The sequence below is a fragment of the Brevibacillus laterosporus DSM 25 genome (genome assembly GCF_002706795.1).
GTDB lineage: Bacteria > Bacillota > Bacilli > Brevibacillales > Brevibacillaceae > Brevibacillus_B > Brevibacillus_B laterosporus.
In genome coordinates, this window is sequence record NZ_CP017705.1 from 4,712,568 (window position 1) to 4,729,026 (window position 16,459).

The 16,459-nt window shown below is 40.3% G+C and carries 15 protein-coding genes; 12 read left to right on the plus strand and 3 right to left on the minus strand.

What is annotated here, in order from left to right; genetic code table 11:
- The first annotated feature begins 15 nt into the window (after window positions 1–15).
- The 11 genes from allE to BrL25_RS22425 all read left to right on the plus strand — a co-directional run bounded on the left by allE (window position 16) and on the right by BrL25_RS22425 (window position 12,241).
- Window positions 16–780 carry a (S)-ureidoglycine aminohydrolase gene (allE, locus tag BrL25_RS22375; RefSeq protein WP_018672999.1) on the plus strand — a complete coding sequence of 255 codons (765 nt, stop codon included), beginning with the start codon at window positions 16–18 and terminating at the stop codon, window positions 778–780.
- A 120-nt stretch (window positions 781–900) separates the two neighbouring features.
- Window positions 901–1,950 (plus strand): ureidoglycolate dehydrogenase, encoded by a 1,050-nt coding sequence (allD, locus tag BrL25_RS22380; protein ID WP_026315285.1) that lies wholly within the window; start codon window positions 901–903, stop codon window positions 1,948–1,950.
- 36 nt (window positions 1,951–1,986) lie between these two features.
- Window positions 1,987–3,036 carry an ureidoglycolate dehydrogenase gene (gene allD, locus BrL25_RS22385; RefSeq protein WP_018673001.1) on the plus strand — a complete coding sequence of 350 codons (1,050 nt, stop codon included), beginning with the start codon at window positions 1,987–1,989 and terminating at the stop codon, window positions 3,034–3,036.
- 121 nt (window positions 3,037–3,157) lie between these two features.
- Complete coding sequence (gene fdrA / locus BrL25_RS22390; protein ID WP_018673002.1) at window positions 3,158–4,900, plus strand: acyl-CoA synthetase FdrA; 1,743 nt, start codon at window positions 3,158–3,160, stop codon at window positions 4,898–4,900.
- A gap of 87 nt (window positions 4,901–4,987) precedes the next feature.
- A complete protein-coding gene (locus BrL25_RS22395; RefSeq protein WP_018673003.1) occupies window positions 4,988–6,253 on the plus strand; it encodes a YlbE family protein in 1,266 nt (421 codons plus the stop codon).
- Window positions 6,254–6,279: 26 nt separating this feature from the next.
- Entirely contained in the window at window positions 6,280–7,194 is a 915-nt protein-coding gene (locus BrL25_RS22400) for an oxamate carbamoyltransferase subunit AllH family protein (protein ID WP_018673004.1), read from the plus strand.
- Window positions 7,176–8,135: a carbamate kinase gene (gene arcC / locus BrL25_RS22405; RefSeq protein WP_018673005.1), complete on the plus strand. Its 960-nt coding sequence runs from the start codon at window positions 7,176–7,178 to the stop codon at window positions 8,133–8,135. The genes BrL25_RS22400 and arcC overlap by 19 nt, the downstream gene beginning before the upstream one ends.
- Window positions 8,136–8,380: 245 nt before the next feature.
- Entirely contained in the window at window positions 8,381–9,361 is a 981-nt protein-coding gene (locus tag BrL25_RS22410) for a glycerophosphodiester phosphodiesterase family protein (protein ID WP_018673006.1), read from the plus strand.
- A gap of 454 nt (window positions 9,362–9,815) precedes the next feature.
- The gene (locus BrL25_RS22415) at window positions 9,816–10,814 is read left to right on the plus strand and encodes a DUF2167 domain-containing protein (RefSeq protein WP_018673007.1); all 999 of its coding nucleotides are present in this window, start codon (window positions 9,816–9,818) and stop codon (window positions 10,812–10,814) included.
- A 163-nt stretch (window positions 10,815–10,977) separates the two neighbouring features.
- Window positions 10,978–11,157, plus strand: a complete 180-nt coding sequence (locus BrL25_RS22420) for a hypothetical protein (RefSeq protein ID WP_018673008.1) — start codon at window positions 10,978–10,980, stop codon at window positions 11,155–11,157.
- A 250-nt stretch (window positions 11,158–11,407) separates the two neighbouring features.
- A complete protein-coding gene (locus BrL25_RS22425; protein WP_018673009.1) occupies window positions 11,408–12,241 on the plus strand; it encodes a DUF2935 domain-containing protein in 834 nt (277 codons plus the stop codon).
- Between the two features lie 124 nt (window positions 12,242–12,365).
- Here BrL25_RS22425 and BrL25_RS22430 read toward each other — a convergent pair whose 3' ends face one another.
- Window positions 12,366–12,752: a YmaF family protein gene (locus BrL25_RS22430; protein WP_018673010.1), complete on the minus strand. Its 387-nt coding sequence runs from the start codon at window positions 12,750–12,752 to the stop codon at window positions 12,366–12,368.
- Between the two features lie 287 nt (window positions 12,753–13,039).
- On the opposite strand from BrL25_RS22430, the gene fabZ reads away from it, so the two are divergent.
- Window positions 13,040–13,465, plus strand: a complete 426-nt coding sequence (fabZ, locus tag BrL25_RS22435; protein WP_018673011.1) for a 3-hydroxyacyl-ACP dehydratase FabZ — start codon at window positions 13,040–13,042, stop codon at window positions 13,463–13,465.
- A 245-nt stretch (window positions 13,466–13,710) separates the two neighbouring features.
- Here fabZ and BrL25_RS22440 read toward each other — a convergent pair whose 3' ends face one another.
- Both BrL25_RS22440 and BrL25_RS22445 read right to left on the minus strand, forming a co-directional pair.
- Window positions 13,711–14,940: a DUF438 domain-containing protein gene (locus BrL25_RS22440; RefSeq protein WP_018673012.1), complete on the minus strand. Its 1,230-nt coding sequence runs from the start codon at window positions 14,938–14,940 to the stop codon at window positions 13,711–13,713.
- 542 nt (window positions 14,941–15,482) lie between these two features.
- Window positions 15,483–16,172 (minus strand): Crp/Fnr family transcriptional regulator, encoded by a 690-nt coding sequence (locus tag BrL25_RS22445; RefSeq protein ID WP_018673013.1) that lies wholly within the window; start codon window positions 16,170–16,172, stop codon window positions 15,483–15,485.
- Window positions 16,173–16,459 lie beyond the last annotated feature (287 nt).

Genomic DNA, 16,459 nt, shown 5'->3' on the forward strand with positions numbered 1-16,459 from the left:
ATGGAGAGAAATATCATGGGATATCCAACTGACTTACTATCCAGCCGTTCCATCATAAAACATGGGAAATATGCTTTACTTGCTCCGGAAGGTCTAGTTAATAACGTGGTTCCAGGTTTTGACAACTGCTCGATGTCTATTCTGGCAACTCCGAAGCTTGGAGCTAGCTTTGTCGATTATGTGGTTACGATGCACAAGGGAGGCAAAAATACGGACGGCTTTGGTGGACAAGAACATATCGAAACCTTCGTATATGTACTAGAGGGAGAAGTTAAGGCATCTGCTGATGATAAGGGGTACACGCTGACAAGTGGCGGTTACCTATACTGCCCACCAGGAACAAAAATGTATCTGGAAAATCTCAAAGACGGTGACAGCAGACTGTTCTTGTACAAGCAAAAGTATAAACCGTTAAAAGACTTGAAACCATGGGTCGTTACCGGTAACTCAAATGATATTCCAGAAGAAGACTATGACGGTATGACTGATATGCGAATTCAGGATCTCCTACCAAAAGAAATAGCTTTTGATATGAACTTCCATATATTGACTTTCGATCCCGGTGCATGCCATCCATTCATTGAAACACATGTTCAGGAGCATGGAGCATACTTACTTTCCGGTGAAGGGCTGTACAACCTTGATAATGAATGGATTCCTGTAAAAAAAGGTGATTACATCTTCATGGGTCCATATGTTCAACAGGCTTGCTACGCTGTCGGTCGAGAGAAACTTGCTTATGTCTATTCTAAAGACTGCAACCGAGACGCGGATCTCTAAGAGGAGGACCTCAGCAGACGAGGACGATGGTAAAAGGTGGGCAACTTTTTACCATTCTCCTTGTTATAGCTAAGAGCGATCACATTGTTGCTGAAATCCAAAGTAATAGAGGTGTGGGAATTGAGAGTATCCAGACAGAATTTAAAAGAGCTGATTACAAGTAAACTGCACAAAGCTGGTTTAACGGAAGAGCATGCTGAAGGTGTGGCGGATGTTCTGGTCCATGCCGACATTAGAGGCATTCATTCCCATGGTGCCATGCGTGTAGAATACTATGCAGAACGGATTGCAAAAGGCGGTTTAAATACTGATCCGAAGTTTACATTCGAGAAAACGGGTCCCTGCACAGCAGTATTCGACGGGGATAATGGAGTAGGTCATGTGGCCTCTAAGCAAGCTATGGATGAGGCTATCAAGATGGCTAAAGAAAACGGAGTAGCCGTTGTTGGCGTCAGAAGAATTGGACATAGCGGAGCTCTTTCCTACTTTGTACGTCAGGCTGCAAAATCCGGAATGATTGGGATTTCTATGTGCCAATCTGATCCGATGGTTGTTCCCTTCGGCGGTTCTGAGCCATATTACGGTACCAATCCGATTGCTTTTGCCGCACCTAGCCATGATAAGCGTATTATGACACTGGACATGGCGACAACGGTACAGGCTTGGGGAAAAATTCTTCATGCCAGATCGAAGCAGGAATCTATCCCGGATACATGGGCGGTAGATAAAGAAGGCCATCCAACAACAGATCCTTTCAGGGTAAAGGCCCTGCTTCCGATTGCCGGTCCAAAAGGATATGGCTTAATGATGATGGTGGACGTGCTTTCAGGTATTCTGCTCGGTCTTCCATTTGGGGATAAAGTCTCCTCGATGTACCATGATCTGACTGAATATCGGAATCTTGGTCAACTTCATCTTGTCATTAACCCTGCCTTCTTTACTGATCCAGACATGTTTAAAAAGTATATTTCTACTACCATGGACGATTTGAACCAAATCAAGCCGGCACCCGGTTTTAAACAGGTGCTTTTCCCTGGACAGAATAATGACATGATTCAGGAAGAATTTGAGAAAAACGGCATTGAAATTGTAGATGAGGTGTATGAATTCCTGGTTTCAGACATCGTTCATCGAAACTCCTATGATCATAAAGACCCTTTTGCCAAATAAAATAGGCGCTGTGGTTAGAAAGGTATGGTGGCACAAATGAGAGTAAGCAAGCAAGAGCTGAAGGGTTTAATCACCCGCAAACTCCATAAAGCCGGATTGACGGAGGAGCATGCACAAGGAGTAGCTGACGTTCTGGTACATGCCGATGCAAGAGGTGTTCATTCTCATGGTGCCATGCGTGTAGAATACTACGCTGAACGGATTGCTAAGGGCGGTACCAATACGTATCCTACCTTTACATTTGAAAAAACAGGTCCTTGCACTGCTATTTTTGACGGTGACAATGGAGCAGGGCATGTAGCGGCGAAAGTAGCGATGGATGAAGCTATCGCAATGGCAAGAGAAAACGGACTTGCGGTTGTTGGTGTTAGAAGAATCGGTCATAGCGGAGCCCTATCTTATTTTGTACAGCAGGCAGCCAAAGAGAAGATGATTGGAATCTCGCTCTGTCAGTCTGATCCGATGGTTGTACCATTTGGTGGCTCAGAACCTTATTATGGAACAAATCCGATTGCCTTTGCTGCACCTAGTAGTGACGATGAAATGATTACTTTTGATATGGCGACAACGGTACAGGCTTGGGGAAAAATTTTACATGCCAGATCTAAAAATGAAATGATCCCAAATACATGGGCAGTAGATAAAGAAGGCCACCCAACGACAGATCCTTTCCAAGTGAACGCGTTGCTGCCGATCGCCGGACCTAAAGGATACGGTCTAATGATGATGGTCGATATACTATCCGGCATTTTACTCGGACTGCCGTTCGGGAATAAGGTATCCTCTATGTATCATGACTTGACAGAATACCGAAATCTGGGACAGCTTCATATCGTAATTAATCCGACTTATTTTACAAGCCTAACTGGATTTTTACAAAACATTACGAATACGATGGGAGATTTGAACCAGATGAAACCTGCCCCCGGTTTTAAAGAAGTATCTTATCCGGGACAGCGTAGTAAAATTCGCGAGGAAGAGAGCGAGATGAACGGGATCGAAATCGTGGATGACGTGTATGATTATTTGGTTTCGGACGTTGTTCATAAAAACCAATACGACAACAAGGACCCATTTGCAAAGTAATTTCACAGCTAGCTTATAAGGAGATATCATCCTATAGCAGCACCTTGATTCTTTATTAAATTGACGCTTTGACGCTTTAATGAAAATAACAACTTATCTGACGGAAGAGGTGCACGTACTAATGCTATATTCCATCATTAAACAAAATTCCTATCAAGATTCGGTTAATCTCATGCTCCTAACCAACAAAATTTCTGCGATGGATGGTGTAAAACAGGCATCCATTATGATGGGGACCCCTGCGAATAAAGAAATTTTCCAAAATACCGGCATGTATACGGATGAACTAGAAAAAGCGGGACCTAACGATATGTGCATCGTGATTGATACAGACAATGAAGAAAAAGTGGCTGAAGTGCTGACCACCATTGAAGATGAATTGAAAAATCAAGCTGTCAGCAGTAGTAAGCAGGAATTCGAGTCCGTTCGAACTTGGGATAAGGCGATGCAGGCTCTGCCTAATGCTAATCTAGCCCTGATCTCTGTACCTGGTCAATATGCGGCGGAAGAAGCAGAAAAGGCACTTGACCGCGGGCTACATGCTTTTATTTTTAGTGATAACGTTGCTATTGAGGATGAGCTACGACTGAAACAAAAAGCGCATGAAAAAGGGTTGCTGGTCATGGGACCTGACTGCGGAACTGGGATTCTATCCGGTGTTCCGGTAGCTTTCGCTAACGTGGTGAAAGAAGGGAACATCGGTGTTGTAGGTGCCTCAGGAACTGGCATTCAAGAGGTAACCACGCTTATTGACCGCTTGGGCGGAGGAGTAAGCCATGCAATCGGAACTGGCGGACGTGACCTCTCTGAAACAATCGGGGCAATTACGATGTTAGATGCTATTGGAGGACTTGAAAAGCATCATGCTACTGAAGTGATCGTAGTCATTTCAAAACCTCCTGCCAAAGAAGTTCGTAACCAGGTGGTTCAGCTTTTGCAACGTATATCAAAACCGGTAGTCGCTATTTTCGTAGGCGAAGAGCCTGAAGCGCATGAAGGTAGTGTATATTATGCCCATACGCTGGAAGAGACTGCCATGATTGCTGTGGATCTGTCTAAAGGCAGAGAAGTCAAGGCGAATTACAACATATTGAATATAGAAGCTCCGAAAGCTGAGCTGAAACCAGAGCAAACCACAATTAAAGGTCTGTACTCGGGTGGTACGCTTGCTTATGAAACCGCTATCCTTATGTCAAAAGGGCTTGAATTGGGACAACTCATTCATGAAGACGGGTATATGCTAAAAGCTAAAGGTCATGAAGTAATCGACCTAGGAGATGACAAATATACACAAGGCAAACCTCACCCGATGATTGATCCGGAAACGAGAATTCATTACATTGAGCAGGCAGCTTCAGATGAATCCACAGCGATTATTTTACTGGATGTCGTTTTAGGATACGGTTCCCATGACGATATGGCAGGTGCACTACTGCCTGTCATTGAGAAAGCACAAGGTAGTGCCAAGGCAAGAGGCAAAAACCTGTATTTCGTGGCAACGGTGTGCGGAACTGAAAAAGATCCGCAAGATTACCACGAGCAAAAGAACAAGCTTGAGCAAGCTGGCGTTATTGTTAAAGAGAGCAATAATCAGGCTGTTCGGACAGCTCTGTCAATGATGGGCATCCAGCTTAAGGACAAGGAGAAATCATTGATTCCTAGTGAGCAGTATGAACAAGAAGATAGTAAGGTTTCTGAATCTATCATCAAGCTATTGAGTGGAAAACCGGTAGTAGTGAATGTAGGACTCAAGAAATTTGTACATGCAGTAACTAGCTACGGCGGAAGTACGGTGCATTTTGACTGGCGACCGGTAGCTGGAGGAAATGAAAGAATGCGTAAGATTTTGAGCCTACTCAAGTAAACTGTTGTTTTTATCCTGAGGGATTTGTTTTACCTAAGCGCTTACACAGCATATGAATACATTAATATCCAATTAGGAGGATGTAGCATGTACGGACCATATCAAACAATCGATGAAGCAAATCAGGCAGTTATTCAAAAAATTATAGCCGGTGCTCCTTTTCTAGTGGACGTAGTTCCTGCTAAATCCGTAGTGGAAGAATTAAACGGGCGGGTGCTTCTTCATGCAGGTCCGCCAATTCAATTCGACGACATGACAGGCCCTATGCAAGGGGCATGCGTCGGAGCATCCTTATTCGAAGGATGGGCGGCGAATGAAGAAGAAGCGATGACCATGCTAAAACAAGGGGACATCACATTCATTCCGTGCCATCATGTCAAAGCTGTAGGGCCAATGGGCGGCATCACTTCAGCCAATATGCCGCTTCTGGTTGTAGAAAATCAGACAGATGGAAACCGTGCTTATTGCACAATGAATGAAGGAATCGGAAAAGTGTTACGGTTTGGAGCCTATTCTGAGGAGGTTATCCAGCGTCTGAGATGGATGAGAGATGTATTGGGGCCTACCCTCTCTAAAGCTTTATATCAAACCGAAAACGGCTTAAATATTAATGTAATGATGGCAAAGGCAATTACGATGGGAGACGAATTCCATCAACGGAATATCGCATCTTCCCTTGTATTTTTGAAAGAAATAAGTCCGTATATCCTACAAACGGATGCGTCCGAAAAAGATAAATTCGATGTGGTGAAATTCCTAGCAGATACTGATCAGTTTTTCCTGAATGTTGCTATGGCAACCTCTAAAGCGGTTTTAGATGCTGCAAGAACGATTGAACACGGTACCGTAGTAACAGCTATGTCAAGAAACGGAAAAAACTTTGGCATTCGTATCAGCGGTATGGGAGACGAATGGTTTACGGCCCCAGTTAATACGCCGCAGGGCTTGTTCTTCACAGGTTACTCCCAAGATATGGCAAATCCCGATATCGGTGATAGCGCTATTACAGAAGCATTTGGTGTTGGCGGTATGGCCATGGTGGCAGCTCCTGGTGTTACTCGTTTTGTGGGTGCGGGTGGATTTGAAGATGCGCTGGCAACCAGCAATGAGATGACGGAAATCTGCATTGACCATAACCCTAACTTTACGATCCCTACGTGGAACTTCCAAGGTATTTGCCTTGGTATCGATGCAAGAAAAGTAGTAGAAACAGGCATTACACCAGTAATTAATACAGGAATTGCACACAAAGAACCTGGGGTAGGTCAAATTGGTGCAGGTACGGTTCGTGCACCTCTCGCTTGCTTTGAAAAAGCTCTAGAAGCTTATGCCCAAAAACTAGGATTGATTTAACAAAACGAAGGACAGGGGAGAGCGACATGAAAGATTTACTACAGATAAACGGGATGTACAGCCAGTCTGTACACCCTCTCCTCCAGACAGACAAACCGGGCTATATCCATAGTGTGTTTCAGAATGGATGGAATATCGGTATGGGAGATGGACTTATTTTTATCGGTAGTGCGAAGAACGGACTGCTTCCTTTTGGCATTCATCTAGAGGATAGGTTCTTGCCAAAGCTCGTTTCGTTGATCGAGCAAAATGAAATGGTTCACTTTAACGACGACATGTCGGCTCTTCTCTTTTCCAAGTTTTGTATTACATTGAACCCGCAACATGCATATCATCTCTGTGTTGGGCCGATTACGAGGCATCCGCAATCACTGCTCCATCTTTTGGATGCGTTTGCAACTGAGCTAGTGATGCATAGTCGGCCTACAGGAGCTGATATTTCAGTAGAGCATTTTATCCAATGCAACATGATGGAAACCTTTGTGTGCTGTTCGGAAAGGGAACAAAAGGTTTTACAACTGATGGATGTGGCTTTAACTGAGAACTTATCACAGATAGATGAAATTCTTAGGTACTGGATTGGAAGAGGGAAAGGTCTCACACCTTCCGGAGATGACATGCTGGTGGGACTGCTTGCTGTGGATGCAGTAACGGAGGTGCTCACGGATTCGTTCCGCTTGCACTTATCAAGGCTAGTGGGGAGAGAAGACCTGACAACAGATATCAGTCGTGAATACCTGAAGTATGCGCTGAAACGAGACTTCAGTTCGGTGGTGACAGATGTTTTACATTCTCTTCTACAAAATAATTCAGTCAGCTTGAATGAGAGGACTAGAGAACTGCTACGTGTAGGACACAGCTCGGGTCTGGATACAGCATTTGGCATACTGATCGGTTTGCTGATAATAAGGAGGAACTCAAATTGGCACAAAAAGTTGTAATTGCACTCGGTGGCAATGCTATTTTACAACCAAAACAGCAGGCAACCTATGAGAATCAACTAGAAAATATCCGGAAAAGCTGCGAGGTAATCGCACGTATTGTCAAGCAGGGCTATGAAGTAATTATCACACATGGAAATGGTCCGCAGGTGGGAAATATATTGCGTCAGCAGGACGAAGCAAAAGAAGTGGTTCCGCCGTTCCCACTTCATGTGTGTAGTGCCGAATCTCAAGGCTTCATCGGCTATATAATGAACCAATGCTTACAAAATGAGCTTCAAAAGCTCGGACTAAACAATTCTGTAGTAAGTATGCTGACACAAACGGAAGTATCAAAAGAAGATCCAGCATTCCAAAATCCAACAAAGCCGATAGGTGTTTTCTACAGTGAAGAAGAAGCACAGCGCCTTGCAGAAGAAAAAGGCTGGATTGTTAAGGAAGATGCAGGAAGAGGCTGGCGTCGGGTGGTACCGTCTCCAATGCCTAAATCCATCATCGGAGCTGATTTAATTCAATCTCTGACTGATCAAGGGACCATCGTAATTGCTGCAGGTGGAGGAGGTATTCCTGTATCCCGTCAATCGGATGGAACCCTTGAGGGGGTGGAAGCGGTTATCGATAAGGATCGAAGTGGTTACCAGCTTGCCCAAGATGTGAATGCTGATGTCTTTATGATTTTGACTGACGTTCAAAATGTGTATGTGAACTATGGCAAACCAAATCAAAAATCACTAGAGACGATATCATTGGAAGAAGCCAAGCAGTATGCGGATGAAGGACAGTTTAGTGCAGGAAGCATGGGACCTAAAATGGAATCAGCCATAGGTTTCGCTGAAAAAGGAGGAACTGCTGTTATTTGTTCCTTGGACCAGGCGGATTTAGCTTTGGAAGGAAAAGCAGGTACTCGCATCACTCAAGTTAATCTGGCACAATGTAAATAATGGAAGATGGTTTTTCGACTGGAGCAGTTCTAAAGTCATGAAAATGACAATAGGACTGCTCTTTTTTATTTGAAGGAAGAGTCAACTCAAACCAACCATCAAGCAACGATCTATCATTTTAATATGAGTAAAATGTCATCTCATCACTATTGTAAAACAAAACAGATGGGTTATAGTATGTTAAAAGTATTAAAAAACGAACATGATGTAAGGTATTTCAACAATATGTGGAACAGGAGAAAACAATGAAACTGATAAAGAAACTGCTTAAACGTAAAGTTATCTGGATACTTCTTGTCCTATTCGTATTTATTTATGGTAACAATAGCTCTTTGCTTGCGAATCGACATGAGGGCTCTCCTCTTTTACTTGCTCATCGAGGGCTTGCTCAGACCTTTAGTATGGAGGATATCACTAACGAAACATGTACAGCTGAACGGATTACGACTCCAGAGCATCCTTATTTAGAAAATACAATCCCTTCTATGGAGGCTGCTTTTAAAGCTGGTGCGGATATAGTGGAATTTGATGTTCAATGGACAAAAGATAACAATTTTGTTGTTTTCCATGATTGGACCCTTGAGTGTCGTACAAATGGGAAGGGGGTCACAAGAGATTATACAACCCAAGAATTGCAACGACTTGATATTGGGTACGGGTATACGGCTGATGGTGGTAAAACATATCCATTTCGAGGTAAAGGAATTAATGTAATGCCAACATTAGATGAAGTACTGAACCATTTTCCCGATCGTTCTTTTTTGATTCATATCAAAAGTAATGATACCAATGAAGGAATTCAAATGGCTGCGTACCTTCAAAAACTACCAGCTAGCCGTCTTGACCAATTAACGGTGTATGGTGGAGATAAACCAATTGCTGCGATAAAGGAACGTATTCCTAGTTTACGAACCATGTCAAAGGCTTCGATGAAAAAAGATCTTCTTAGTTATATTGCAATAGGATGGACTGGTTACGTTCCCTCTAGTCTAAAGCATGGCGAGTTACACATACCGGATAAAGTCGCTCCGTGGCTATGGGGTTGGCCGAATCGTTTTCTGAATCGGATGGATGAAGTGGACGCACGAGTCATTATTGTAGGTGGAGATGGGGGAGGATTTTCAAGTGGATTTGACTCTCATGAAGATATTAAACGACTTCCAAACAATTATTCGGGTGGGATATGGACAAATCGGATTGATAAAATAGCACCTTTATATAAGTAGTGAAATCATTTATGGGAATTACTTTTTCGGTTGGATATTTCTTGGAAATGATACAAAAATAAGAAACGAAGATAACAATTAAATAGGAAAGACATGATACTACATAATAAACATAATTTATATTATGTAAACTAAATCATTCTGTTTTTGGAGGGGGCTAGTATCCAATTTAGTAGGTCATTTTAAAATAGTTATTGGCTTACAGGGTACAGCCCCCTAACAGAATTGATAAGTAATAGTAGAGCATACCAAAAGGAATATTATAGGGAATAAATTGTAAAATGTATCCAAAGACTCTTGTGAAAAAAACACTTATCAAATTAATGCGGTTAGCTACTGATTTCCTATGACTTTCTACTTAATTATTTACAACTTATATATCATTTACGATTATTAGATCAATTGTTAAGATTACGTTTGTGCATATAACTAATTTGACAATGGAGGCATCTAGGTGAGAGCGAAAAGCATTTATTCAATCATTCTTATTTTACTTATTACCATTTTTACTACTTCGGTTTATGCAGTAGAGAATCTAAAGTGGGTGAGTGGGGGGACGAAAGTTGATGTAGGCGATCGTTTAGCTACTTTTAAAGTCCCAGATCAACTCGCTTATTTGAACAAGGAAGATACGATAACGGTTCAAAAGCAGTTCGGGAACTCAGCATCATCACGTGAAATTGCAAGTGTGTATCCTACTTCGGATCAAGAAAATTGGTACGTAGTCATAGAATATGATGAAGTAGGTCACATCATGGATGATGAGCAAAACAATATCGATAAAGATGCGATCCTGAAGAGTTACAAAGAGGGAACAGAAGAACACAATAAAGAACGCAAGCCCGAAGAGCAAATTCATGTAGTAGGGTGGGACGTGCCCCCTTCCTATAACGCAAAGACACATACCTTACAATGGTCGATGCTTGCGGAAGATAATCAGAAAAACCCGATTATTAACTACAACCTGCGATTGTTAACACGAAAAGGGTATGTTTCTTTTATTCTTGTATCTGATCCAGCCACATTGGCGAAGGATAAAAAGATTTTGACTGAACAAATTTTACCGCAGTTCCAATTGAAAGAAGGAAATCGGTACAGTGACTATGATGCTTCTACAGACAAGTTAGCTGACTATGGTTTAACTGGACTTGTTCTAGGTGGATTAGGCTTGGCTGTTGCCAAAAAAGTAGGTTTTCTTGCACTTATTCTTATCTTTCTGAAAAAAGCATGGATTGTTGTCGTTCTTGTGTTAGGTGGTATCTTTAAAGTAGTCTCCAACATTTTTAAAAAGAAAAAGGACCACACGTTGGAGACATCCAACGATTCGCAAGCAGAGACTAATCCTAATTCTTCAAGTGAGAAGTCTCCAACAGTAGACTCAAATGAGTCATCGGTTCCATCTAATCAGACTGATTCTACATCTTCTTCAAACGATAATTCGAAAACGATGTAAATCATGAAACCACCTTGGATAACCAGGGTGGTTTTTAATCTTTCTATGAAAATCTGTATGTGTAGTAGCAGATCATGGAAGAGGACGAGCTAGCCGAGGTTTGTTACAGGATATCAGACTGACTTCGGTATGACTATGCGATAACAAGTAGCTGGTGGAAAGTATGAAAGCAGATCGTAGAGTAATCATAGCAGTGGTCAGTGTGTTGGCAGTGACACCGATCTGGACGGTAGAGGCAAAGGTAGAAGTGGCGTCGAAGAAGGTTGAGATAGACAATTACAAAAAGATGGCCAATCAACTGAAGGAAAAAATAACACCTATGTTTCCAAAAGTGAAAGAATGATAGATAGCACTGCAATATATTCAATCCCTTGCTTCTTTGCAGGGGATTTTTTTGGCAAAACCTCTATATATCAGAAATACATTTTGAGTATAGACTTTCTCTCAGAACAAGAAAAAGTGTATAAAGAACAGTTATGGTGTGAGATCGTTTATTCGTCTATCCAATACTTAAAAATGAGGTAACAGACATTTGTTACATCGCTCCTGCATAAACTTCTGGGAAAATACATAATTTGAGGAGGATTCATGGGATGGCGAATGCATTCGTAATTAGATCACTTGAGGAAGTTCGCTTTTGGTCTAGGATAATGAAAGAACATTCCCTTTTTTTGAAACTAGGTTTTAATTGTGACGATACACAGTTAATAAATGAAGCTGAACATTTTTACAGAATATTTGAAAATATAGAGGCCCAGGCTCTTTCTCTAACAGAAGATGTTGATCCTCAATATATATATGAGTTTAATGCTCAAATTCTTCCTGTTGTTAATCAAATTTGGGCTTTCAAACGAAGGGTATTAGGTCTGATCATCACCTGTCAAATTGGAGGTAATAACCTACCGTTATTAGTGGATCACGTCAGCAGAGAAGCTGCTTACTTTGCCAAACGTTTAGAACAACTTAACACCGGAACCTTAGACCCATTGCCTGATGCTATTATTAATGAAAATGTCTTCTTTCTTAAGATTATGGCTGATCATGCTAAATTCATTAATCACTTACTTGATCCTTCTGAAAGAAAACTAGTTGAGCAAGCTCGTGATTTTAGCCATGACTTTGACCAGCTTCTATATCAAGCGATCGATTTAGATTCCATGAGTCCCCAGTCTCAAACCGTTCCTTTATTATCGCAGTTTGTCGATCAAAATAAAGTGTCTGTTCGTCAACTCCGTGATTTCAAAAAAACAGCTCGTGATTTAATCGAAGCTTGCCGCATCAAGAGCATTATTCCTCCACTTCTTGCAGATCATGTCTTTAGAGAGGCATCTCATTTTCTTGAAATTTTAGATGCCTTTGAAATAGCATTAGAGGGGGCAGAAAACAGTAGTAAACAAAGAAGGAATACTCCAGAATCCAATTGTTAGTCAGGATAAAATGTTGGACTTATATAAGGAAGAGCTCACATTAATTTGCGAGCTCTTTTGCTTTCATTTGATTGGATACAAGTGTCAATACATACCATTCTCTTACGGAAATTATGCCTACAATTTAATCAATCTCATTTTCTGTGGTTCCTTTGTAATGATGGGAATGAGGGCGTCTTCCGTTTACTGTTGTATACCCTTCAAAGTAATGAACATGCCCTCCACGTGGTAGTCCGATTGCTGGGCCAGTTGTTCCTTCAATCACATGAGTGTGACCATCATCAAATGAAGTAACTGTATAATAGCGATGAACGTGAGGAACACCCGTTGGAGCAGGCTCGGTTACCCCAATGTATTGATGATCATGTCCATCATTGAATGATGTAGTACCAGAAAATGGATGTGTGTGTACAGGCATGCCATTCCAAGACGTAATATACAATTCGTGTGAATGTTCTGATGAGAATTCATTAGATTGGACAAGAAACCCTGTAACAGGTATTTTTCTCATTTTGCAACCCCTTTTCCTAATTTATTATACTGTATGAATGTGTAGGGGGATTGATATAGGCATGAGTACCATTTACAGGGTATATGGCTTGACAAAGGGAAGGTAGGGGAGAATATAGAGTTGCTTATGAATGATCCGAAACATGATCCATATAACAGACCTTAGCCTAAGGAATAGCTAGTTAAACGAATAAGAAGTTTAGTTGAAAAAGATAACGTTAATAGTATCAACTATTAGTATCAGGTGATAATATAGAGTTAATAGATTATTATTCAGGGGGAATAGTGATGCTGGATGCTCAACAAATTATGGATGTTATTAGGCATCGTTATCCATTTCTTTTAGTGGATAGGGTATTGGAGTTAGAAGAAGGATGCAGGGCAGTTGGTATAAAAAATGTTACAGCAAATGAGGATTTTTTTAATGGACACTTTCCAAATTATCCGATTATGCCAGGTGTATTAATTATAGAGGCATTGGCACAGGTAAGTGCAATTGTGATGCTGACTAAAGAAGAAAACAAAGGACGGTTGGGGCTTTTAGCAGGTATAGATAATTGTCGTTTTAAACGTCAGGTAAAACCAGGAGACCAACTTCGTCTTGAGATTGATATTACTCGATTAAAAGGTGCAATCGGCAAAGGCAAAGGTATTGCTACAGTTGATGGGGAGCTAGTTTGCGAGGCGGAAATAATATTTGCATTTGGTGATTAACACACATAAAAATTGGTGTATTAAATGGACAAGTAGTGTTATGTAATAACCAGTCTAACAGTTTATTTCCTGATGGACTGGTTTTTGTTATATCAGTAGTAGACTTGTTTCAGATTTATATTGTAAGCTACGATAGCAGGGGTAATAAATCAAGTGTGCTGTCCGCTTAAAGAGGATGAATCGTTACTTAGCTATGAATTCATCCTCCTTAGAAAACGGTCAAGGGACCCATGACAATCTCAAACTTATGAGAGGATACGTTTTTCGCCCTGAATTTCTTGAATAGGATTAATATTTTGAGTAAATTCAAGGGTGCCCATGTATTCTCCATCTTCACTTCTTATAGCGAAATAACGAATGTATACATATTTGTCCTGAAACTTAATCCAGAAATCCTCACAATCTTTATTTCCCGATTTGAAGTCTTCCAAAAGTTTTTCAACAATATGAACGCTTTTCGGAGGATGGCAATTCTGGACCGTTCTGCCAATTACTGCTTTTGTGCGGGCAAAAATTCGCTCTTTTCCATGGGAGTAGTAGCGTACAATATCATCCTTGTCAATGAACGTAATATCCACGGGCAGGTGGTTCATCATCAGCTCTAATTGCTTTATAGATAGTATCCCTGTTTCTAAGTGAATGAACCCTTCAGATATCGACTGCTTTGTTATCGCTTTTCTTTCAGGTTTCCACACACCGTCAGGGCCTGTTAAGCAATAGCCAATTTCATCACTTTCATGAGCAATTTTAACCCATTCGTCTTCCGTAAGAGTTTGAAGTGCCATTGGAAATAAGATTTTTTCCTCTTTAAAAATCATTTCATTTACCTCACTTATTACAAAGGCAATCCCATCTAAAGCTGCTTTTTTATCTCCACTATAGTTTGTTAATTTTTGTTTAACATCTTTAATGGCACTACGAATGCCATCGTCGACTCCCCACATTACTTTTGTCGGCCCATAAATGCCATATTTCTCTAAATAAGGGAAAAGTAAATTCTCTTTACGGCTGTAATGTTTATCAATATCCAACAACAGATTTAAGTCTCCGATTAGCGTATAGACGTTTTCTTCACTATCTTCTTTTTCAAAATGGTCATAATGCTGCTTAAGTTCAAAGTTAACAAGAATATCTATTTCTTTATTTTCATGCTTAAATGTATGAATCGGGTGACCCGATTTATCTTCGGGTTTTTCAGATCTATGGATTTCCTCAATGGAACCTTTAAAGATGGCTGCATGCACCGAGCATAACCGCTGTACTTCTTCCACTGGAATTCCTTCTTCCTCCATGAGTGCCTGTTCGAGCTGGGAAATTTCCGCAACGGTAATATTCCCAACGGCTTCTTCAAATTGAGCCTTCACATCTTCCACACTTTTTCCCTGATGAAGATTTTTAATAATTTGTTTTAAGATAGCTTGTCTTTCAAATGTATTCATATTTTCTAGTTCACGATTATTAATTATTTCACTCATAAGAATTCTCCTTTACTCTTCCATTTATCATTTCTAAGGGAGCTTTTTTTCCTGCATCGGTAAACAACCTTTTATTTGGCCAAGTCATCACTTTGATTGGAGGTTTGTAGCATATCGGGTCTACAGCTAGGCATCTTTTCGTCATTCTCAACTCAGGTTAAATGAAAGTTATTCTCAATAAAAGTTGAGAGAATGAGTAGATTGTGAGTGAAATCACAAATGTACTTTTAAAAAAAGCTTTGTTGATTGTTAGAATGTAATCAATGTTTTTGGTTCATCCAACCCTATGAAAGAAAGGTTAACACTCGTAGTAGAGCAGCTAAGGGAAACAGATAAACAATGACTGCAAAACTGAAACATCAAGTCACAATGAATGAGGCACAAAAAATAAATCGAAAAAATTGCTGACCAGGCTAGGTCACGTTACCTGTGGAAAGGAAGCGTTGTAGTATAGACCCAATACGGTCATTGAAAGACGACCTTCTCTAATTTTGAACGATAAAGTTTATATTCAAAGATAGGAAGGTAGGTAGGTACTTCAATTAGGCGATTTCTTCTTGTAATTTCTCTGGAATAATAATGAAAAAGCCGTTTTCATCAATATCAATTAGTTTCTTTCTTTTTAACTGATTAATTGTGCGGCTAATTGTTTCCCGTGAAGTTCCAATCATATTAGCGAGTTCTCGATTCGTAAATTGAGTGGTTAATTTGTATTTATCATGTATCTGTATACCATTTGATTTACATAAGCGAAGTAATAACATAATAATTTGTTCATTCATATCATGAAGAATTTTTTCTTCTAATCTATTCTGGAGATCCACAATTTTTTCTTCGAGAACTTTAAACAATGTAATACATAATTGCGGATACTGAAGCAAAATATTCTCAAAATCACCGATTGGAATAACAATTAATTGTGCAATCTCAAGTATCTCGGCATTTGCTGGGAAAGTACCTTTTCGGAAAAAACCGGCATGGGGAAACATTTCTCCAGCTTGGAGCACAGAAACAATTTGTTCTCTTCCCGTTGTATCCGTTTTTTGAATTTTCACCTTACCTGAATGGATAAAAAACACACGATCAAGTGGATCGCCCTGCATAAATACAAAAGACCTTGCTTTGTAAGTTCGCATTTGAGAAATATCCACAATGGATTGAAGCTCTTCTTCTAAAAGTTTTGTAAAAAGGGGGATCTTCCGTAAATGCTTCTTGATCATTCCTTCTTTCATACATACAACTCCTTAGCCAATCTCGGCATATTCTTTCCATAGAAATATTAAACTGCTACATGGAACAGTGACTGGACGATAAGAAAGGCTAGAGGTTTTTTCTCATCGTTTTCTAAATTAAAATACGCTACTAGGTTACTGTTTCTATAAGGCCGACTTATAAAATATATAAGAAATGAGATATGAGCGATTTTTGACTCATGTCCCATTTCTTATGAAAAGCAGTTACCTAAACAAAAATACGTATAAGATGATTAGTCAAAGACAAGGATATTGGGAAATTTATT